At 71.4% G+C, this 22311-nt stretch carries 10 protein-coding genes; 6 read left to right on the top strand and 4 right to left on the bottom strand.

Annotated features, from left to right (window positions below; genetic code table 11):
* Positions 1-39 precede the first annotated feature (39 nt).
* The 4 genes from WME90_RS13980 (at position 40) to WME90_RS13965 (ending at position 3498) form a co-directional block, all read left to right on the top strand.
* Positions 40-549, top strand: a complete 510-nt coding sequence (locus WME90_RS13980; protein ID WP_437281601.1) for a CoA-binding protein — start codon at positions 40-42, stop codon at positions 547-549.
* Positions 546-1328, top strand: coding sequence for a formylglycine-generating enzyme family protein (locus WME90_RS13975; protein WP_437281600.1), 783 nt, complete (start codon positions 546-548; stop codon positions 1326-1328). The genes WME90_RS13980 and WME90_RS13975 overlap by 4 nt, the downstream gene beginning before the upstream one ends.
* Positions 1329-1337: 9 nt before the next feature.
* Complete coding sequence (locus WME90_RS13970) at positions 1338-2543, top strand: DUF3616 domain-containing protein (protein ID WP_437281599.1); 1206 nt, start codon at positions 1338-1340, stop codon at positions 2541-2543.
* Positions 2544-3081: 538 nt separating this feature from the next.
* Complete coding sequence (locus WME90_RS13965; protein ID WP_061614382.1) at positions 3082-3498, top strand: nuclear transport factor 2 family protein; 417 nt, start codon at positions 3082-3084, stop codon at positions 3496-3498.
* Between the two features lie 56 nt (positions 3499-3554).
* On the opposite strand, the gene WME90_RS13960 is transcribed toward WME90_RS13965, so the two are convergent.
* The 4 genes from WME90_RS13960 to WME90_RS13945 all read right to left on the bottom strand — a co-directional run bounded on the left by WME90_RS13960 (position 3555) and on the right by WME90_RS13945 (position 19062).
* Positions 3555-7745 carry an ATP-binding protein gene (locus tag WME90_RS13960; protein ID WP_437281598.1) on the bottom strand — a complete coding sequence of 1397 codons (4191 nt, stop codon included), beginning with the start codon at positions 7743-7745 and terminating at the stop codon, positions 3555-3557.
* Between the two features lie 146 nt (positions 7746-7891).
* Positions 7892-8290, bottom strand: a complete 399-nt coding sequence (locus WME90_RS13955) for a YybH family protein (RefSeq protein ID WP_148313982.1) — start codon at positions 8288-8290, stop codon at positions 7892-7894.
* Between the two features lie 112 nt (positions 8291-8402).
* On the bottom strand, positions 8403-13844 hold the full coding sequence (locus WME90_RS13950) for a type I polyketide synthase (RefSeq protein ID WP_437281597.1): 5442 nt from the start codon (positions 13842-13844) through the stop codon (positions 8403-8405).
* A complete protein-coding gene (locus WME90_RS13945; RefSeq protein ID WP_437281596.1) occupies positions 13831-19062 on the bottom strand; it encodes an amino acid adenylation domain-containing protein in 5232 nt (1743 codons plus the stop codon). Before WME90_RS13945 ends, WME90_RS13950 begins: the two co-directional genes overlap by 14 nt.
* Positions 19063-19751: 689 nt before the next feature.
* Here WME90_RS13945 and WME90_RS13940 point away from each other — a divergent pair.
* Both WME90_RS13940 and WME90_RS13935 read left to right on the top strand, forming a co-directional pair.
* Positions 19752-20792 (top strand): MerR family transcriptional regulator, encoded by a 1041-nt coding sequence (locus WME90_RS13940; protein WP_437281595.1) that lies wholly within the window; start codon positions 19752-19754, stop codon positions 20790-20792.
* Between the two features lie 25 nt (positions 20793-20817).
* Positions 20818-22302 (top strand): carotenoid oxygenase family protein, encoded by a 1485-nt coding sequence (locus WME90_RS13935; protein WP_437281594.1) that lies wholly within the window; start codon positions 20818-20820, stop codon positions 22300-22302.
* The last annotated feature ends 9 nt before the right edge of the window (positions 22303-22311 follow it).

Raw genomic sequence — 22311 nt, 5'->3', positions numbered from 1 at the left:
GCTTGGCGTGATCGTCACGCGTGACCCACGAAATCGCGCGTGGTAAATCTTCTCCGCGGCGCAAAACATGCTCGATGTCCCTCTGCTCGGCACCGTGGACATGGAACGGACGCTCAGGAATGCGCGCACGATCTCCGTGCTGGGCATCAAGCCGGAGAGCCGCCGGGACCTCGATGCACACCAGATCCCGCTTTACCTCCAGAAGGTCGGTACCACATCCTCCCCGTCCCGACCCGCTATCCGGAGGCGACCCTGATCCTCGGCGTGCCCGTCCGCCGCCGCCTGATCGAGCTTCCCTCGCCGATCGACGTGCTGAACGTCTTCTGCAAGCCGGAGGATATCGTACTCCACGTCGAGGATGCGCTCGCGCTGCGCCCGTCGGTGGTGTGGTTCCAATCCGGGCTGCTCGAGCGCTCGGCGGCGCGCAGGCTGCTCGACGCCGGGATTCCGGTCGCGGAGGATTGCGTCGGCTGCCGGCGCGCGTCGATGTGGCCTTCCTTCGAGCCATTCGAGGCACAACGCTCGGCGGCGGGGTCGCGGTCGCCGTGAGAGCAGGCCCACGCTCGACGCCTCCCGGGCTCGTGTGGATCCCCGGCGGCACCTTCACGATGGGCCAGGAGCCACTCTTCGAATCCGAGGCGCCAAACCCACCCCATCGCGTCGAGCTGTCGCCTTTCTGGATCGGCGCGCACCCGGTCACCCGCGCCGAATACAACGTCTTCGTCGAGGCGACGGGCGCCGCGGCGCCGCCCTCCGCGGGCCGCGCGGAGCTCGACGCGCCCGATCGGCCCGTGGTGAACGTGAGTCACGCGGAAGCCCTGCGATACTGCGCCTGGGCCGGGGGGACGTTGCCCACCGAGGCGCAATGGGAGCTCGCCGCGCGCGGGTTCGATGGGCGGCGGTATCCCTGGGGAGACGATCCTCCGGACGAACGACGCGCCTCGTTCGCCGAGGACTGGAATCGCGGCGGGCCGAGCCCCGTGGGCGCGCACCCGGACGGCGCGAGCCCTTTTGGATGTCACGATATGGCCGGCAATGTCTGGGGCTGGTGCCTGGACGCGTTTCGCGCGGACGCGCACCTCGAACGGACGCGCCTCGGCCGCGATTCGTGCGTGGGCGGAGCGACACGGGTGCGCCCGCTGCGAGGCGGGTGCTGGCGCAGCATCGATACCAAGCTCCAGTCGGCGTACCGCAACTGGAGCCACGAGGTCGCGCGACACACCACCATAGGCTGTCGCATCTGCGTATTGACGGTTGACGGGCACACCACGAGGAGCCCGCGTGAGACGGACCTCCAGGTGCTCGGCGCAGGCGCTGTCCATCGGTAAGGAGCATTCATGCGCAGGGTAGAACATCGCTTTCGAAAGATCGGGGCGGCCGCGGTGGTCCTCGGCGTGATGAGCGCGGCGATCGCGGCGCTCTCGTGCGCCGCCGCCGGCGTCGCTCCCTCGGAGCCGGTGGCCACGAAGGCCTTTGCGCTCGGAGCGAACAGCGCGTCGTTCCAGGACGGCGTGTTGCCGGCGTCGAGCTACGCCGGCGCGCCCGACTCGGGCAGGAGCGCTGGGTCCGGGCTCGTGCAGACGCCTGGGACCTACCGGGGCAAGTGCGACGGCTCGGCCGCCGTGTCCATCGACGGCACGCACTTCCTCAACTTCAACGACGAGAATCAGCAGATCCAGGTCTACACGCAGGGGGCGAACGCGACTCCGCTCCAGCAGCTGGACGTGAGCGGCGGCATCGGGCTGTCCTCTTCCGACGAGGCCGACATCGAGGGCGCCGCCCGCGTCGGCAACCGCGTGTACGTCATCACCTCGCACGCGCGCGACAAGAAGGGCAATCTCGAGAGGCCGCGTTACAAATTTTTCGCCATCGACCTCGCCGGCTCGGTGCCGAGCCTCTCGATGACCGTCGCCGGGGTCTACTCGAACCTGCTCGCCGACATGCTCGACGCGTCGAACTGGGCGTCGCCGAACGCGTCGGTCATCTCCCTCCTGAACAGCAGGTCGCAGCTCTCGACGGGCACCGTCGCGAGCCTCGCGCCGAAGCGACAAGGGACGAACATCGAGGGGCTCGCGGCGCTGCCCGTCGGCGGGCGCGCAGGGCGCCTCGTCATCGGCTTCCGCAACCCGCAGTCGAGCGCCCAGGCGATCCTCGTCACGCTGCTCAACCCCGACGCGGTGATCGGCGGCGCAAAGGCCCAGCTCGGCGAGGCCTACCTGCTCGATCTCGGCGGCAAGGGCGTCCGCGACCTCGCGTGGTCGGCCGCGCACAACGCGCTCCTCGTGCTCAGCGGCCCGCACGACGAGACGAACGGGCCGTTCGCGCTCTGGAAGTGGAGCGGCGCCCCGGCGAGCGCGCCCGTGAAGGTGCAGGACCTCACCGCGCCAGCGAATGCTGGCCCCGAGTCCATCATCCCCTACAGCGGCACGAACGACGTTCAGGTCCTCTTCGACATGGGCTCGTTCCAGATCGGCGGGAAAGACTGCAAGGACGCCTCGACGTCGAGCCAGTATTTCACCGACGTCATCGTTCACGTCGATTGATCCCGTGCGCCAGAAAGCCCGCCAGGGATTTCTGCGACAGCGAGAAGGGGCCGGAAGATAGCTCGGCATTTCCAACACTTTCCGTCTGTCTTTCCGCCGAGCGGGGCTCGGCCGTGGCCCAACGCGGCGGTCGCGGCGGTCGCGGTGGAGCGCGCCGATCTCCCGCTGTTCTGCGCGGCGGTCTGCGGCGTCGGTCTGCAAGGCGCGTTCGTGCAGGGATGTCGATCGCGCAGCTGCAGGGCGTGGGGCTGCTGTTCCTGCTCGTGGGGTTTCTGGTCAGCTGGGTTCCGGGGTTCGAGGGGGTACCTGGTCGGCTGGCGCTGGTCGGGGTCGTGTGGTGTTACGTGTTCGTGACCGCGACGACCCTTGTCGCGCGCAGCCGCCCGGGCTCCGAGCGCTTTCGCGCGCAGGGCGTCGCGCGTCGCCTCCGGGGTGCTGTATGCTCGGCCGAGATCAGGCTCGGATCGGTACGGGAGCAGCGGAGCGCATGGAGTCCTCGGAGAGAAAGCCGGCAAGTCCAGAAGATTCGGTTCGCCAGATGCTCGTCGAGTTCGCGCGCGCCTTCGAGCGAGGAGACGTGGACGCGTTATGCGACATGTTCGTACGTGACGATGCCCTGATCTTCTACGGCACACACGACAAGCTGCACTTCACGCGCTGGGCCGAGATCGAGGCCTCGTTCCGGCGGCAGAGCGAGATCCTGAAGGACCTCGTGTGCAGGATCACCGGCGATGTCCAGGTGCGTCTGCTGGCCGGGGGAGCGGCCGCCTGCGCCGGGACGGCCGGCTTCGGTATCCACGCCACCATGGGCGGCGTGCGCTTCGACCTGCCCGCGCTCCGACTGACCTGCACGGTGGAGCGCCACGGGGATCACTGGCGGTTCGTGCAGCTCCACCTCTCCGTGTCGGACAGGCCGTTCCTCGACAGCGTGGGCCACGTGCTCGAGAGCGCCTGAGAGCGCCTGAACGCCGCGCCGCCACACCACGCCGGTGCGGCGGCGCGGCCCGCGCCTCACGTGGGGACGTCGCTCGACTCCGCCAGATCCCGGAGCGCCCTCTCGCTCCTGCGCAGCGCCTCCTCGGTCCGCTGGACCTTCAGCGCCTCCTGCTCCAGCTCGCCGCGGAGCACGGTGTTCTGCAGCGACAGCGCGGCCAGGAACTCGAGGAGCGGCAGCCGGCGCAGGATGAACGCGCCGTGGACCAGCCGGTTCTCCAGGTAGAGGAGGCCGCCCACCTCGCCGGGGTTCTTCATGAGCGGCATGCACAGCACCGACTTCGGCCGCTCGCGCACGAGGTACTCGTCCCCGGCGAAGGCGCCGCTCGCCCCGACGTCGCTGAGCACCACCCGCTCCCGCGTCCGCTCGACATAGTTGACGATCGACGCCGGGACGCGGGTCGCGAGCGGCGCCGTGCTCCGCTCGTACACGCGGATGCTGATGCCGTCGCGGTCCACCACGGCCTCGGCGGCGAGCCGCAGGCCGTCCCCGGTGAGCAGGAGACAGCACCGCTCCGCCCCCTCGTGCTCGACGACGAGCCGCATGAGCGACTCCATCATCTCCTTCGGTGTCATGTCGCTCGAGAGCGACCGCGAGACCTTCACCGCGGTCTGCGCGTCGATGGCCTCCGCCGCCATCGTCATGACGCCGCTGCTCGTCGCGCGGCGCTGCTCCTGGTTCAGGACGAGCGCATACCGCTGCTCGAGCTGCCTCACCTTCTCGCTCGCGCCCCAGCGCGAGTACGACGCCACCGCCTCCCGCAGGTAGAGCCCCGGCAGGCCGCTGTAGCCGCGATCCAGGTAGAACCGGGCGGCGAGCTCGCTCGCGAGCGCCTCCTGGTGGATGAACCGGGACTCGCGGAAGGCCACGATCGCCTTATCGTAGAGCGCCGCGGCCTCGTCGTGCCTGCCGTCGACGCGCGCGCGCTCCGCCGCTACGAGCGCGTGTTTGCCGGCGAAGTTGTCGGGGCAACTCTCGGCCCAGACGCGCAGCTGCTCCTCGTGGCCGGCGAGCGACCGCCGGAGCCCGGCCTGCTCCTCGGCCGGGGCCCCGGAGAAGCGGGCCGCCCGGGCGAGGGCGCCGAAGTAGTGGTACTCGGCCGAGAACAACATCCCGTTGCCCCCCGAGATGTTGCGCTCCGCCTTCCCCGCGGCCAGGGCCGCCTCGTCGGGGTTGGAGGCCAGGAGGTGCTGCGCGGTCTTCATCACGTAATGGACGAGCCGCACGCTCGGGAAGCTCTCCTTCTCGAGGCGGTCCTCGAACGCCTGCTCGTCGAAGTCGTCCGCGCTCATCGTGCCGAGGTGGCGCGTGGCGCCCCTCATCGCCTGGACCAGGCGCAGCATGCTCGTCACGGCGTCCGCGGCGAACGTGATCTTCGCCTTCGTCGCGTAGTCGAGCGCGCTCACCGCGCACTTGTACGCCTCCTCGATCGGGTCGCCCCGCACGATCACGTTCAGGGTGAGCTGGATGTTGCTGAAGCTCCCCCACGTCAGGTTCCCGACCTCGTTCGCGGCCTGGATGCTCACGCGCTGGCAGGCGATCCCGGTGTCGATGTGGCGCGTCCAGACCGAGATCAGACAGCCATAGAGGTTGGCCACCTCGGGCTTGTAGACGAGCGCGTTCATCTTCTCGGTCAGCTCGTAGCCCACCCTGCCGATCCGGTCGCCGTCCTGGTACGCGCCGAGCTTCTGGCAGAGCGCCTTGCCGAGGCACGTGTACCCGATGCCGGTCGGCTCCGCGTTGCCGTGGAGCAGGCTGAGCCGGACCATCTGGCAGACCAGGAGGTCGTTGAGGTTCGGATCGGTGTAGAAGGTCGAGGCGTACATCACGGCCATCACGCCCATCGCCGCGAGCATCGGCGGCGCCGTCATCCTCGGCTGGCCGAGGATCTCGTCGGCCGTGCGATCGCGGAGCGCGTCGCGCAGCGCCGTGATCTCCGCGACAACCTCCTCGTCGGCCGGCTGCCTCCCGAGCTTGATGCCGAGCAGCGCGAGGCACTCCAGCCCGACGCCGATGCACGCGTCGTGCTCGGACCGGGCCATGTGGTTCTGCATCAGGACGCGGTAGGCCGCCGCCTTGTCGAGCTGCGTGCGCGCGCGCCCGAGGAGCACCGAGCAGAGGTCGATGGACCGATCGAACTCCCCGTTCACGCACGCGCTCTCGGCGAGATCGAGGTGCAGCGCGAAGGCGAGCAGATCGTCGGCTCCCGCCCAGTCGTCCTCCCCGATCAGCGCGCAGCCCGCGGCGAAGTAGGCCACCGCGGAGCCGTAGGCCCCGGAGGCCCTCGCCTTCCTGCCGGCGCGGAGGTTCAGCTCGGCCGTCCTGCGCCGCTCGCCCGGATCGGTGATGAAGGAGGCGCCGATGTTCAGCTGGTTCGTGATCTCGAACAGCCGGTCCTCCAGCGCCTCCTCCGGCGTCTGGACGAGCAGCAGGCGCCCGATGCGCAGGTGCGTCGAGGCGTGGTTGCCCTCGCGGATGAGCAGGTACGCGGCCTGCTGCACGCGGTCGTGGAGGAACTTGTACGTGCTGCCTCGGCGCGCCACGAGCCCCTCGCGGATGGCCGGGGAGATGGCGGCGTGCGTCGTCTCGGTCGACTCGCCGTACATGGCCGAGAGGACCTCGGCGTCGAAGCGGGCGCCGAGGCACGCGGCGAGGGAGAGGACCCGCTGCGTCTCGCCGTCCAGCCGCCTGAGGCGGCCCAGCACCAGGTCGACGACGTTGTCGGTCAGGTTCTGCGCGGCGATGGCCTCGATGTTCCAGCACCAGACGGCGCGCACGGGATCGACCAAGACCAGCTTCTGGCGATAGAGCTCCGTCAGGAACTGGCCCACGAAGAACGGGTTGCCGCCCGTCCTCTGGACGAGGAGCCTGGTGAGCTGAGCCCCCAGCTCGTCCTCGCAGCGGAAGGTGTCCACGACGAGCTCGAGGACGTTCTCGTGCGGGAGCGGGTCGAGGCTGAGCGTCGAGACGCGCGCGCCCGTGGCGTGGATCTGCCGGAGCACCTCCATGAGCGGGTGCGACGGGGTCACCTCGTTGTCGCGGTACGCCCCGATCACGAGCAGGTGCCGCTTCTCGGGCGCCGCGACGACGTCGCGGATGAGCCTCAGGCTGGCGGGATCTGCCCACTGCAGGTCGTCCACGAACAGCACGAGCGGGTGCCGCTTGCGCGCGACCACGCCGAGGAACGCATGGAACACGCGGACGAAGCGGCTGCGCGCCTCGTTCGGCGCGAGCGGCGGCACCGGCGGCTGCTCGCCGAGGATCAGCGAGAGCTGCGGGATGATGTCGATGATGACCCGCCCCTCCTCGCCGAGCGCGTCGCTCAACCGGTGCTTCCACCCCGCGAGCGACTGCGGGCTCTCCGTCAGGATCTGCCGGACGAGCTCCCCGAACGCCTGGGCGATCGTGCGGTAGGGGATGTCGCGCTGGAGCTGATCGAACTTCCCGGAGATGAACGCCCCGCGCTCGCGGACGATGGGCGCCTGCACCTCCTTCACGAGCGAGGTCTTCCCGACGCCCGAGTACCCGGCGACGAGCACGAGCTCGGCCGTGCCCGTGGCGACCACACGCTCGAACGCCTCGAGCAGGATCGCGCGCTCGCGCCTCCTGCCGTAGATCTTCGTCGGGAGCTGCAGCCGGTCCGGGATGTCGGCCGTCCCGAGCGGGAACGAGTCGATCATCCCGAGCTCCTCCAGCTCGGTCTGGCACATGAGGAGATCCGACCAGAGCCCGCGGGCGGTCTGATAACGCTCCTCCGGAGACTTCGCGAGGAGCTTCATCACGATCTCGGAGACGATCCGGGGCACGTCATGCACCAGCTCCGCGAGCGGCACAGGGGCCCTCGCGATGTGGGCGTGCGCCCACGCGGGCGCGTCCTCGGCGTCGAGCGGCAGCTTGCCGGAGAGCAGCTCGTACAGCGTGACGCCGAGCGAGTAGAGATCGGCGCGCTCGTCGATCGGCCAGTCGACGCGGCCCGTCCGCTCCGGCGCGATGTAGGGCAGCGACTCCGGGTTGATCTTCGTCTCGTCGGAGAGGCCGAGATCGCCGCGCACCACGGCCAGCCCACCGTCGAGCGACACCTCCCCGCTCTCCGGGTGCACGGAGAGGTTCGCCGGGCGGATGTCCAGGTGAAGGGTGCCTGACTTATGAAGTTTCGACAGCGCAGATGCGATCTGCACCGCGTGCGTGAGGAACCGGCGAAGATCCATGAGAGCCCTGGTGATCGTCGGTAGGACGATCCGGAGTGTACGGTACTCGAAGCAGGATCCCTGTCAACGTTTCCTCCGGCCTCGCCGGCGAGGCGCCGGCCGCCGGAGCGCTTCGACGCGGTCGACGCGGTCGGCGCGGACGTCGATCACGACGCGTCAGGGATCCTCGTCGTGTGGTGCACGAGGGCTTTCCATTCACCGCCCTTGAGCTCCCAGACCGCGGTGAAGGCGATGGTGTTATCGAGCTTGACGCCGCCCTTGAGCTCGGCGCGCGAGCGGTAGACGCCGCTCACGATAGCGACGTCCCCGCCGACGATACGCACGTCGCACTGCCGGAGCTCCTGCGTGTACGTCAACATGCTGTCGACGAGCTTCAGGTACTCGTCCTTGCCGCGCTGCACTCCGTTGTAATCGACGTACCGCCAGCCTTCGGCCAGGTGGCGATCGAGGAAGCCGTAGTCCTTGACGGCCCCCACCGCCTTCGTCCACGCCTTGAGGAGCGCGACGTGCTCCTCTCTCGCCTGCTCCGCGGTGATCTTCGACATTCTCCACCTCCGCCGCGCGCCCTGGCCGCACTCGAGCCCGCGCGACCGCGCGGGGGCGTCGCCGTCGCCGCTCCACACCCATGGTAAAGAGCCCGCCGGCCGGGCGTCAACATCAGCCCTGATGTCCCGCCGCCTCGAGGGCCGCGCGCAGATGATCGGCCATGACTTGCACGTTCGGCGGCAAATTCATGGTGATGTGATTGCCAGGGACCTCGTGGACAGTGAGCTGGCCCTGGATCAAATCGAGCCATCCCCGCGCCGGGTTGTTCACGGTCATGGCGTCGCGCTCGCTCGCCTCGAAGAAGAGCACGTCACCCGGGTAGGGGCGGGGGACATAGCGCAGCATCGCCTGCAGGTTGGCGGTGACGATCTTGCGGAACGTGGCGAGCTCCTGGAGCGCCAGCTTCGGGAACATCCGGGAGACACCCTTCTTGCGCTGGAGCACGTGGAGCAGCTGCTCGTCCGGGGAGAGGTGCCGGATCTCCTCCGCGGGGACGGGGAGACTCGCATCGCCGCTGATCAGGTAGGCGAGGCGCTCGGGGGTGTCGAGATCCTCGGGGAACACCGCCGAGGGCGCGGGCGTGTCGATCATCATGAGAAGCGCGACGCGCTCGCCCCCGGAGATGAGCTGGTGCGCCATCTCGAAGGCGACGACCCCGCCGAAGGACGACCCGCCGAGCACGTAGGGGCCCTCCGGCTGGATGTGCCGCCGTACCGCCTCGAGGTAGCGCGCGGCCATCTCCTCGACGCGGGTCAAGGGCGGCGCCTTGCCTTCGATGCCCTGCGCCTGCAGCCCGTACACGGGCTGCGCCGGGTCCAGGCAGGTGGCGAGATCGTGGTAGAAGTAAACGTGCCCTCCGACCGGGTGCATCAGGAAGAGCGGCCGCCCGGTGCCGGGCTTGATCCGCACGAGCGACGCGGGCAAGAGGCGCGCGGGAGAGCGCCTCGACAGCGAGGTGGATGAGGGCGAGTCGGACTGCGCGATGAGCTCGGCCAGGGCCGCCACGGTCGGCGCGTTGAGCAGGCTGTGGCCGGGGAGATCCATGTTCACGACGCTGCGCAGCCGGGAGATGAGCTGGACGGCGAGCAGCGAGTCGCCGCCGAGCGCGAAGAAGTCGTCGTGGACGCCGATCCGCTCGATGCCGAACAGCTTCTCCCACGCCTCGGCGACGGCGCGCTCCAGCGGATCGCGCGGCGCCACGTAGGCCGTGCCGAGGTCGGGCCGCGGGTGGACCGATCTCGGGATGCCCTCGGACTCGACGTCCCGCGAGGGCGGCGCGATCGAGCTGGCCGAGGGGCGCTGCTTGGCCTGCGCTTCCCGCTTCAGGACCAGGACGTGGGGCGTGGGGCTCGTGAGGACGCGCATCCAGGCGTCGAGCGCCTCGTCGCGCGAGATCCCCTCCTCCGCGGCGGCCGCGCCGCCCTCGCTCGAGTCGGCCGCGGGCTCGGGATCCTTGCCGCGCGAGGCGTCCTGCCGCTGCCACGGGTCCCACTCGATCGCGATCGTGAGCGGGCCGTCACCGGCGGCCCGCCGCTGCGCGAAGGCGCCGAGGAAGGCGGTCGCGGCGCACTGGCCCGCGAGGCCCGCCCCGCGGGCGCCCGCGGTCCGCGCGGCGCACAGCGCGACGAAATCGGGCCGGAGGCCCCGGAGCGACTCGTCGAGGACGAGCGCGCCGTCGAGCTTCGGGGCGAGGAGCGCCTCGCCCTCCTCGCGCGTCATGCGCTGGAGGGGCACGGCGCGGCGGGCGCCCGCCGCGTGGATCACGCCGTCGATCCGCCCGAAGCGCTGGAGCCCCTCGGCCACCGCGCGCTGCATGTCGTCGAGCCGCGTGACGTCGGCCGTCACGAGCAGCACCTCGGCGCCCAGCCGCTCCATCTCGAGCACCGCGCCGATCTTGCGGCGTAGCGCGTCGAAGGCGCTCGCGCCGGCGAGGCCGTCCCAGGCCTCCCGGGGCGGGAGCGCCGTCCGGCCCACGAGCACGAGCTTCGCGCGCGCGACCTTCGCGAGGTGCTCCGCGAGGGCGGAGCCGACGGCCCCGAGCCCGCCGGCGATCAGGTAGACGCCGCCCTCCCGGAGGCGCGGCGGCAGGCCCTCGGCGCGGTCCATGCGCGCGGGCTCGAAGATCCGGACCCAGCGCTCGCCGTTCCGGTAGGCGATGACGGGCTCGGTCTGCTCCAGCGTGACCTCGGCGAGGAGCTGGTCGATGAGCCTCGCCTCCTGCAGCGTCCGCGGCTCCGGCAGGTCGATGTCGACGCTGATGCACGAGACGTTCGGGTACGCCCTGGGGATGGCCTCGCACGGGCCGAGCAGCGTGGCCTTCTCGGGGCAGAGCACGGCCGCGTCGGTCACCTTCTGCATGTGGCTCGTCACGACGCCGAGCCGCACCTCGTCGCGAATCCCCGCGTCGCCGATCCCCTGGGCCAGCGCGACGAGGCTGGCGAACCCGAGCCGCTGGGCCTCCGCGAGGCGGCCGGCGTCGAGCGGCGCGCGCGCGGGCTTGGTCACGCCCCACAGGAACATGATGCGCGAGGGGGACACGCCCGCCGCGCGCAGCGCGCCGAAGAGGGACGCGTGGTCCGCGCGGCTCGCGGGGGCGACGGTGAACTCGCCCTCGCCCGTCTCGGCGAAGCCCTCGCCCGGCCGCACGGTGATGACCTTGTAGCCGTCCCGGCGGAGCCGCATCTCCATCCGGGCGCCCAGCCCGTAGCTGTCGGCAAAGACGACGCAGCACTGCGCCCTGGCCGGCCGGGCCGACGCCTTCATCGACCCCGACAGCACCGAGCGCTTCCAGGCCAGGAGGTGGAGCAGGCCGGCCGGCTCCGGCGCGCTGCGCGCCGGCCGGCGCGCGGCGCTCGAGGCGGCGGGCGCGGGCGGGTCGATCCAGTACCGCTTCCGCTCGAACGGGTAGGTCGGCAGGGGCGCGCGCCGGCGGGGCTCGTGGGTGTAGAAGCCCGACCAGTCGACGCGGACGCCGGAGAGCCAGAGCTGGCCCAGCGTCTCCAGCAGGAACCCGATGTCGGACTGGCGGTGGTGGACGTGCCGGATCGACGAGAGCATCACCCGGCGGGCGCCCCGCGCGGGGTGCTGCTTGGCCAGGGTCGCGAGCACCCGGCCCGGGCCGACCTCGAGCAGGGCGCGCGTCGGATCGGCGAGCACCTCGCCGAGCCCCGCCATGAAGCGCACCGGCTCGCGCACGTGCCTCGCCCAGTACCCGGGGTCCTGCGCGTCGGCCGCGGACAGCCAGGTGCCGGTGACGTTCGACGCGATCGGGATCTTCGGGGCGCTCGGGCGCGCGCGGGCCACGATCGCGGTGAACGACGCGAGCATCGGCTCCATCATCCGGGAGTGGAACGCGTGCGACGTCTGGAGGCGCGTGCACTCCAGCTCGCGCTCGGCGAAGAGCCGGTCGGAGAGCGCCTCGACGGCGTCCTCGGGCCCGGCCACGACGCAGGCGGCCGGCCCGTTGACGGCCGCGAGCGAGAGCGCGCCGCCCCCCTCGTCGAGCAGCGGCTGCACCTCGGCCTCGGGCAGCGGGACCGCGAGCATCGCGCCCGGCGGCATCTCCTGCATCAGCTTGCCCCGCCGGGCGACGATCTTCAGCGCGTCCTCCAGCGAGAAGACGCCCGCGAGGCAGGCCGCGACGTACTCGCCGAGGCTGTGGCCGATCATCGCCGCGGGCCGGATGCCCCACTCCATCCAGAGCGTGGCGAGCGCGTACTCGATCACGAAGAGCGCGGGCTGGGCGAAGCGCGTCTGCTTGAGCAGCTCCGCGGCCGCCGCCTCCCGCCCCGGGGGCGGGTAGATCACCTCGCGGAGATCGAACCCGAGCTCGGGCTGGAGCATGGCCGCGCAGAGATCGACGCCGGCGCAGAACGTGGGCTCCCGCTCGTACAGCTCCCGCGCCATGCCGGCGTACTGCGTGCCCTGCCCCGGGAACATGAGGACGACCGGGCGATCGATGGCCTCCTCGACGTGCGCGAGGACCCGCCGCTCCCCGAGCGTCGACAGCAGGCTCACCGCCTCGTCTGCGTCGTTGCAGACGAGCATGCGCCGGTGCGGGAACGTCTTGCGGCCGACCTGGAGCGTGAACGTGACGTCCGGCAGGCTGACGTCCGGGTGCGCCTTGAGGTACCCGACGAGGTTCTCGGTGATCGTGTCGAGCGCGGTCCTCGTGCGGGCGGAGAGCAGGAGGAGCTGCCAGGACCGCCCGCCGGGCGCCGCCGCCGCGTGGGGCGCCTCCTCGAGGATGGCGTGGGCGTTGGTGCCGCCGATGCCGAACGAGCTCACGCCGGCGCGGCGGGGCCCGTCGCCGGGCTCCCAGTCCGCGAGCGCCGCGTTGACGTAGAACGGGCTGCTCGCGAAGTCGATCTCCGGGTTCGGCGTCTTGAAGTGCAGGCTGGCCGGGATCTGCCGGTGGCGGAGCGCCTGCACGACCTTGATCACGCCGGTGATGCCGGCGGCGACGTCGAGGTGCCCGACGTTCGGCTTGACCGAGCCGAGCGCGCACCAGCCCTTGCGCTGGCCGCGGGACCGGGCGCGGAACGCCCGGGTGAGCGCCGCGACCTCGATGGGATCCCCGAGGCGCGTGCCGGTGCCGTGGGCCTCCACGTAGCTGATCGTCTCGGGATCGGTGTTCGCCATCGCCAGGGCCTGCGCGATGACCTGCGCCTGCCCCTCCACGCCCGGCGCGGTGAACCCGATCTTGCCCGAGCCGTCGTTGTTGACGGCCGAGCCCCGGATCACCGCCTCGACGTGATCGCCGCTGTCGAGGGCGTCCTCGAGCCGGCGCAGCACGATGACGCCCGCGCCGTTGCCGACCACCGTCCCCTGCGCCTCGGCGTCGAACGCGCGGCAGCGCCCGTCGGGCGAGAGGATCATGCCGTGCCGGTACAGGTAACCCGACCGCGTGGGGACGTTGATGGCCACGCCGCCGGCCAGCGCCATGTCGCACTGGTAGGTGAGCAGCGCCTGGCAGGCCATGTGGACGGCCACGAGCGAGGTGGAACAGGCGGTCTGGACCGCGACGCTCGGCCCGCGGAGGTTCAGCTTGTACGAGGTCCGCGTGGGCAGGAAGTCCTTGTCGTTGGCGACGTAGACTTGATAGTCCATCGCCTTCCTGAGCTCGTGGTTCGGGTAAAGGTTGCTCAGGAAATACGTGTCGTGGCCGCTCGCGCCCGCGTAGACGCCGATGGTCCCCTTGAACGCCTCGGGGTTGTACCCGGCGTGCTCGAGCGCCTCCCACGCGCACTCCAGGAAGAAGCGGTGCTGCGGATCCAGGATCTCGGCCTCTCGCGGGGTCATCCCGAAGAAGGCCGCGTCGAACCACTCCACCTCGTCGAGCACGGCCCGCGCGCGGACGTAGCTCGGGTCCGAGGCCACCTCCGGGGGCACGCCCGCCGCGGCGAGATCCTGATCCGAGAGCGCCGCGATCGACTCGACCCCATCGCGCAGGTTCTGCCAGAAGGCGTCGACGCTCCTCGCGCCCGGGAAGCGGCCGGCCATCCCGATGATCGCGATTTGGTCCTCCGGGACGGGTTGATCAAGCGGATCCATTCTGTCTGCTCTTGGCTGCCTGCTTCTTTCGTTTCAGGATCTCTCGCTGCTTCAGCGCCCGGGCGTCGGCCTCCGAGAGGTCGCTCCCGCCGCCGCTGCCGCTCGCGAGGAACGCGGCGAGATCGGTGACCGTCGGGCGCGCGAACAGATCGACGATGGAGAGATCGCTGCCGAACGACTCCCGGACGCGCTCGTGGAGGCGCATCAGGAGCAGCGAGTGGCCGCCCAGATCGAAGAAGTTGTCCTGCACGCTCACGCGCTCGATGCCGAGGACGTCCTGCCATATCGCGGTGAGCCGCTCCTCGAGCGAGCTCCGCGGCGCCACCATGGGCGCTCTCTCGGGGCGGAGCTCGACGGGGGCCGGCAGGGCGCGGCGGTCCACCTTGCCGTTGCCCGTGAGGGGCAGCGCGTCGAGCAGCACGATGGCCGAGGGGTGCATGTAGTCGGGCAGCCGCCGCTGCGCGTGATCGCGGATCGCACGCTCGAGCCCGCCGGTCGGATCCGCCATGAACGGGCGCGCGCGGGCCCCGGCTTGCGCGGGCGGCGCCGCGGCCCTGCCGCCGTGCGGGACGACGTACGCCACGAGGCGCCGGTCGCCCGAGCGCGCCGGCTGCGCCACCACGACCACCTCGCGCACGGCCGGGTGCTCGCCGAGGACCACCTCGATCTCGCCGAGCTCGATCCGGTAACCGCGGACCTTGACCTGCTGATCCATGCGGCCGAGGAACTCGAGCTGCCCGTCCGGCATCAGGCGGACGCGATCGCCGGTCCGGTACAGCCGCCCTCCCGGCTCGCCGCCGATGGGATCGTGGATGAACCGCTCCGCGGTGAGCTCCGGCAGATCGAGGTAGCCGCGCGCGAGGCCCTCTCCGCCGATGCAGAGCTCCCCGGGGACGCCGGCCGGGACCTCGTTGAGATCCCGGTCGAGCACGTGCACCCTCGTGCCGGGGATCGGGCTTCCGATGGGCACCGTGTGGCCGACCGGGCGCTCCACCGCGGCGCAGCAGGCGAACGTCGCGGCCTCCGTGGGCCCGTAGCCGTTGATCATCCGGCACCCCGGGAGCTCGGCGAGGACCCGGTTGACGTGCTGCGGGGACAGGACGTCCCCCCCGGCCACGATCTGGCGCAGGCCGCGCAGCGCCGTGATCCGCTCGTCCACGAGGAGGTGGAAGACGCCGGCGGTGAGCCACACCGTGGTCACCCCGTGCTGCCGGATCACGCGATCCAGGTCGTCGAGCGACGCGGGCGCGGGGGGCATGACGACCAGCCGGCCGCCGTTGAGGAGCGCGCCCCAGATCTCGAACTGCGACGTGTCGAAGGAGATCGACGCGAGCTGCAGGAAGACCTCGTCCGGCGCGAAGCGCGCGTACGTCGTGCCCTTGACGAGCCGGGCCACGCCCCGGTGCGGCACGGCCACGCCCTTGGGCCGGCCGGTGGAGCCCGACGTGTACATGACATAGGCGAGCTGGTCCGGCGTCGCCAGCTCCGTCGGGTTGTCGTCGCGCGCCCGGCCGATCTCCTCGGGATCCGCGTCCAGGCAGAGGACGCGCGCGCGGCACCCCGGCAGCACCGCGCCGACGCGCACCTGGGTGAGCATCACGCGGACCCGGGCCTGCTCCAGCATGAACGCGAGGCGCTCGGTGGGGTAGGTCGGATCCAGGGGCACGAAGGCGAGGCCCGCCTTCAGCACGCCGAGGAGCGCGACGATCATCTCGATCGACCGGTACATGCACACGGCCACGCGGTCTTCGGGCGCGAGGGCGCCCTCGTCGGTGCGCGCGAGGGCCCCCTCGTCGGGGCCGGGCGCGGCTTCGGGCCCCGGCGCCCCCGGCGCCCCCGGCGCGCGGAGGCCGAGCAGGGTGTGCGCGAGCTGGTTGGCCCGCCGGTTCAGCTCCCGGTAGGTGAGCGACGTGACGTTGCCCGCGCCGTCGTCGAAGACGACCGCGACGGCCTCGGGAGAGCGCTCGACCTGGGCCTCGAAGAGGCGGTGAATGCACGCGTCCGACCCGGGGCCGGCCGGGGCGGTGCCCCACGCGCGGAGCGCGCTCCGCTCCTCGGGCGTGAGCAGCGGCAGCGCCGAGAGGCGCAGATCGACGTCGCGCGACGCGCCCTCGAGCAGGGCCTCGTAGTGGCCCGCCATCCGCTCGATGGTGCGGGCGTCGAACAGCGCGGTGCTGTACTCGATGCGCCCGATGATGCCGTCCTCGCGCTCGTCGAGCTCCAGCATCAGGTCGAACTTGGACGCGCCCGTGTCCACGTCGAGCTGGCTCAGGGTCCAGCCCGGATCGAGCGCCGGCACGGGCGGCTCCAGCACGAAGGCGACCTGGAACAGCGGGTTCTGGCCGGGGACCCGCTTCGGCTGGAGCGCCTGCACGACGCTGGCGAACGGCACGTCCTGGTGCGAGAGCGCGGCCTGGCTCACCGCCCGCACGCGCCCGAGCAGCTGCCGGAACGTCGGGTCGCCGCGCAGGTCGGTGCGCAGCACGAGCGTGTTCAGGAAGAAGCCGAGGAGGTCCTCGGTCTCCGGCGGGTGGCGGCACGACGCGGACGTGCCCACGACGACCTCGTCCTGCCGCGCGTACCGGTAGAGCATCGCCTTGAAGGCCGAGAGCAGGACCACGAAGAGCGTGACGCCCTGCTCCCTGGCCAGCGCCTTCAGCCGGAGCGTGAGCTCCCCCGACAGGGCGACGCAGTGGCGGGCCCCCGCGAGGCTCGGGGCGGCCGGGCGCGGCCTGTCGGTCGGCAGCTCCAGGGTGGGCAGGTCGGCGAGCTGTCGCCTCCAGTAATCGAGCTGCGGCTGGAGGGCGCCGCTCAGCTGCTGCTCCCGCTGCCAGACCGCGTAATCGGCGTAGTGGATCGCGCGCTCGGGCAGCGACGACGGCCTGCCCGCGGCGAACGCCTGGTAGAGCGCGTGGAGCTCCCTCGGGAGCGCGTCGAAGATGGAGACTCCATCCATCAGGATGTGGTGCACCACCACGAACAGCACGTGGTCGGCCTCGTCGAGCCGGACCAGCGTGGCCCGGAGCAGCGGGCCGCGGGCGAGATCGAACGGGCGCCGGGCCTCGTCTGTGGCGAGCGCGACGGCGCGCCCCCACCGCGCCTCGGCCGGCAGCGCGGTCAGCTCGACGACCGGCAGATCGAGCGGCGCCGGGGGCAGGATCTGCTGCACGGGCTCGCCGCCGACGACCGCGACGACGCTCCTCAGGATCTCGTGGCGCCTGAGGAGCTCGTCGAGGGCGCGCCCCAGGACCGGGACGTCGAGGGGCCCGCGGAGGCGCAGGGAGAACGGCTCGTTGTAGAACAGCGCGCCCGGGTGGAGCGAGGCGTGGAGCCAGATCTGCCGCTGCCCGTGCGAGAGGGGGATGGGCCGGTCGCGCGGCGCAGGCCGGATGGCCGCGGCGGCCGGGCGCTGCTTCGGCCGGGGGAGCGACTCCACGAGCTCGGCCAGCGCGGCGACCGTGGGGGCGTCGCACAGGCTCTGCAGGGAGAGCTCGACGCCGAGCGCGCGGCGCAGCCGCGACAGCACCCGCGCGGCGAGCAGCGAGTGCGCCCCGAGGTCGAAGACGTCGTCGTGGACGCCGAGGTGCTCGATCCCGAGCGCCTCGGCCCACGCCGCGGCGATCGCCGCCTCGATCTGGTTGCGCGGCGCGAGGGGCTCGCCGTCGCCGCGATCGGGCCGGGCGGCGTCCGGCGGCGGCAGGGCCGCGCGGTCCACCTTCCCGCTGGGGCCGAGCGGCAGCGCGTCGAGCAGCACGAACGTCGACGGGATCATGACCTCGGGGAGGCTCTCGCGGAGGAAGCTGCGCAGCGCGGGCACGACGGCCCGGGGGGCGGCCGGGGGCGCGTCCGGCGCGTCCGGGCGCGCGACGACGTAGGCGACGAGGCGGCCCTCGCTGGCGACGGCCACCGCCGCGCGGACGGCGGGGTGGCGCCCAAGCGCGGCCTCGACCTCGCCGAGCTCGACGCGGTGGCCGCGGATCTTCACCTGCTGGTCGACGCGCCCGAGGAAGGCGAGATCGCCGCCGGGCAGGCGGCGCACCACGTCCCCCGTGCGGTAGAGCCGGGCCTCCGCGGTGGAGCTGAACGGATCGGGGACGAACCGCGCCGCCGTGAGCTCGGGCCGTCCCAGGTAGCTCCTGGCCAGCCCGGGTCCACCGAGGTAGAGCTCGCCGGCCTCGCCGTCCGGGACCGGGCGCATGGCATGGTCGAGCACGTAGCAGCGCGCGTTCCTGATCGGCCGGCCGATGGAGAGGGGCTCGCCGGGGTCCCGAACCGGGTCGAGCCCGTCGGCCATCGTGGCGCACACGGTGAACTCGGTGGGACCGTAGGCGTTGATGAACGTGCGCCCCTGCGCCCAGCGCGCGGCGAGGTCGGCCGGGCAGGTCTCGCCGGCGACGATGAGGGTCCGGAGCGCGGGCAGCGAGCGCTCCGCGCCCTCGGGGAAGGCGGCGAGCGCGGAGGGGGGGAAGGTCGCGATCGACACCTCCTCCGCGCGCATCCGACCGAGCAGCGCGGGCCCGGGGATCATCTCGGCCTGCGCCCCCATCACCAGGGTGCCTCCCCGGGCGAGCGTCATCGCGATCTCCCAGACCGACGCATCGAAGCTGAGGGACGCGAACTGGAGCACGCGGCAGCCCGGCGCCACGTCGAATCGCTCGGCCAGCGCGCGGGTGAGGTTGGTGAGGCCGCGGTGCGTCAGCAGCGTGCCCTTGGGCCTGCCGGTCGAGCCCGACGTGTAGATGACGTAGGCGAGGTCGTCGGGGCCCGTGGTGTCCGGCGGGTCCTCGCCGCTGAAGCCCGCGGTCAGATCGCGATCGCCGTCCAGGAGGACCACGCGCGCCCCGTGGCGCGGCAGCGACGGGAGCAGCCGCGCCTGGGTGAGCAGGACGGGCGCCCCGGCGTCCTCGAGCATGAAGGCGACCCGCTCCCGCGGGTACGCGGGGTCGACAGGGACATAGGCGCCGCCGGCCTTGAGCGCCGCGAGCAGCCCGATGAGCGCCTCCAGGGAGCGCTCGGCGCAGAGCGCGACGAGGACGTCGCGGCCGACGCCCAGGCTCCTCAGGTGGTGCGCGAGCTGGTTCGCGCGGCGATTCAGCTCCTGATAGGTGAGCCGGTCAGGGCCGAAGGATGCGGCCACGACGCCGGGCGTGCGCCCGGCCTGGAGCTCGAACGAGCGGTGAATGCTGGCGTCCTCGGAGCTGAAGTCGTGATAGGTCATGTCGTGTGTGGTGGTAGTAGTCTCTTCAGGGGCAGAACATCAGCCGCCGTGTGCGAGCCCGAGCAGCGACGCGAGGGCGTCACGCATGTCGTTCAGAACCGTCCCAGGAGCACCGGAGTGAGCTCCAGGGCGGCAGCCGGTGACACGGGCGCGCCCCGACGTTTCAGGGGCGCGGTCGGCACGGATACCATGCTGCATCACGCTGGTACTCACGCTTCGATGGGCGAGTCCATCGACGCCGTGGCAGGGTGACGGTCCATAATTCAAGGCTATTCGCAGCGCAGCCGATTACACACAACCGCGGAATGAAGGTCAAGCGGGACGTACGGCTTTTTCGGCGTGGAGGGGCATGTGGTCGCGGCGCTGCGTCATGAGGCGATCGCTCCCGGCCGGCAGTCGTGGCCCGCGTGGCCCGCGACGACCGCGCCGGGCTCGCACACCGCGACGGAGCCCGCCGCGAACGAGGCGTCGGGAGCACTCGTAATCAGGTGGTGATCGACGATGTCCCGATTGCCGATCGTACGGGTTTCATGAATCGAACATCGCCGATGCGCGCTTCGCCAGCAGGCAGCGCCTGCTGGCCGGTCCCGTCGTGGGCCTGAACGACGACGAGCGCCGACCCCGGAGAAACCCGCTTGACCCTCTCGTAGCGGCAGGGTCTACGATGCCTTCAACTCGAGAGCGAACGCATGTTTCTGAAGATTGGCGAGCTTGCCCGGCGCACCGGGCTGACCGTGCGCGCCTTGCGGCACTACGACGAGATTGGCCTGCTGGTGCCGTCCGGAAGGTCCATGGGTGGCTACCGCCTGTACGACCGGAAGGACGTCGCCCGGCTGTACCGCATCCAGGCGCTGCGGCGCCTCGACCTGTCGCTGGCCGACATACAAGGCTTGCTCGACAACGCGCCCGGCGGGCTTTCGGAGGTGGTGGCCCGGCAGGTGGCGCAACTCGACCGCGAAATCCTGAGAGCGTCCGCGTTGCGCACCCACCTGCTCGCCGTGCAGGGTCAACTGCAGGCCAACGAAGAGCGCGGCATCGACGACTTGCTCGTGGCGCTCGAGAGCATGGTCGCGGGCTCGAAGTACTTCAGCGACGACGAACAGCGCACGCTCAAAGCGCAGCGCGAAGGTCTCACCAACGCCGTGGCGCCCGAGCGCGCCGGATTGTCGGCGTGGCTGCACAAGCTGATCGCGGCCGGCACACCGCCCGAGAGCCCGCAGGCACAGGCGCTTGCGCGACGTTGGATCGAGCTGCTGCTCGAAGAAGCCGGGGGCGACGAAGGCCTGCTGATGAAGCTCTACGCCATGCACTGGAACGAGCCGGCGCTCCACGCGCTGACCGGCGTGGACCGCGCCGGCATCCGGTACATATCGCATGCGATGGCCTTCGCGCGTCTTCAGCTCTACGCGCCCCACTGCAGCGCCGGCGACATGGCCACGCTGCGCCAGCACTACGTTGCGCAGACCGACGCATGGCCGCCGCTCATCGCCGAGCTTCGGCGACAGATGGCGGCAGGCGCGCCAGCCGACGGCGCAGCCGTGCGCGCTCTCGCGCTGCGTTGGCAGGCGCTGTCGCTGGCCAAGGCCGGCGGCGACGCCGCGCTGGACGCGAAGCTGCGAGCCGCGTTCCACCACGACCCGGCCCTGCGCGCAGGCTCGGGCATCGACGCGGCGCTGGCCGACTATGTCGGGCGAGCCATCGCGCGACTCGACGCCGCCTCGACTCCCTGAATGAATTGAAGCCAGAAGGCCTCACGTGAACGCAAAAACGCAGACGAATCCTCATTTCTTCACCGGCAACTACGCACCGCTCCGCGAGGAGCACGACATCGCGGCGCTCGAGATCGAGGGCACCCTGCCGCTCGAGCTGGAAGGAAGCCTGTACCGTGTCGGCCCGAACCCGCAGTACACGCCGCGCGACGACGACTATCACTGGTTCTCCGGCGACGGCATGGTGCATGCGTTCCACATCGGCGCCGGCAAGGTGTCGTACCGCAACCGCTGGGCGCGCACGCCGAAGTGGCAGATCGAGCACGAAGCCGGGCGCGCGCTCTTCGGCACCTTCGGAAACCCCGCCACCAGCGACCCGCTGGCGCAGGGCCGCAACGGCGGCACGGCCAACACAAGCATGCTCTGGCACGGCGGTCGGCTGTTCGCGCTCGAGGAGTCGCATCAGCCCTTCGAGCTGGACCCCTGCACGCTGGCTTCCAAGGGGCACCAGAGCTTCGGCGACCGCGTGACCTCGCGCTGCACCGCGCACCCCAAGATCGACCCCGAGAGCGGCGAGCTGCACTTCTTCGCGTACTCGCCCGACGGCCCCTGCTCGCCGAGCATGCTCTATGGCGTGATGGACACGCGCTGCGAGGTCACGCAGCTTCGGTCGTTCACAGCGCCGTATGCCAGCATGGTGCACGACTTCATGGTGACGCGCGGGCATGTGCTCTTTCCCGTCACGCCGCTGACGCTCAGCGTGGAACGCGCCATGCGCGGCAAGCCGCTGCTGGCGTGGGATGCAAAGTTGCGGACCCACGTCGGCGTGATGCAGCGCGGGAACGCGGCCGACACGCTGCGCTGGTTCCACACCGACGCCTGCCACATGTTCCATGTGATGAATGCCTGGGACGACGGCGACACCATCGTGGCCTACGTCATGCAGTCGGAGACCGCGCCCGGCCTGCCCGACGCCGAGGGCCGCCCCGGCGACCCCGAGGCGATGGCCGCGCGCCTGTGCCGCTGGACCTTCGACCTGGCGGATGCAGGCACCGGGTTCCGGCGTGACTACCTCGACGATCTCGTGGCGGAGTTTCCACGTATCGACGAGCGCTACACAGGGCGGCGCAACCGCTACGGCTTCTACACCTGCCATGCGACCTCGCGCGCACGAGGCGACTCGGAGAGCGTGCTCTACAACAGCCTCGCCCGATTCGACTTCGACACCGGCGAACGCAGCATTCACACGCTGCCGCACGGCGACGTGGTGTCCGAACCGGTGTTCGTGCCGCGCGCGGAGGACGCGGCCGAGGGCGACGGCTGGCTGCTCGCCGTGGCCTGGCGTGAACAGGAGAAGCGCAGCGACTTGCTGGTGTTCGACGCCATGGGCCTCCCCGCCGGACCCGTCGCGGTCGCCCGCTTGCCGCACCGCGTGCCATTCGGGTTCCACGGCAGTTGGCGGCCCGACGATCGTCGTCAATCGAGATCTGCCCTGCGGTGTCGCGGCGACAAAAGCTCGAAATTACCGTGATTTCGGCGC

The organism is Sorangium sp. So ce375 (genome assembly GCF_051473855.1).
In the GTDB taxonomy this organism is placed as follows: domain Bacteria; phylum Myxococcota_A; class Polyangia; order Polyangiales; family Polyangiaceae; genus Sorangium.
This window is presented reverse-complemented; position numbering and strand designations above follow the sequence as displayed.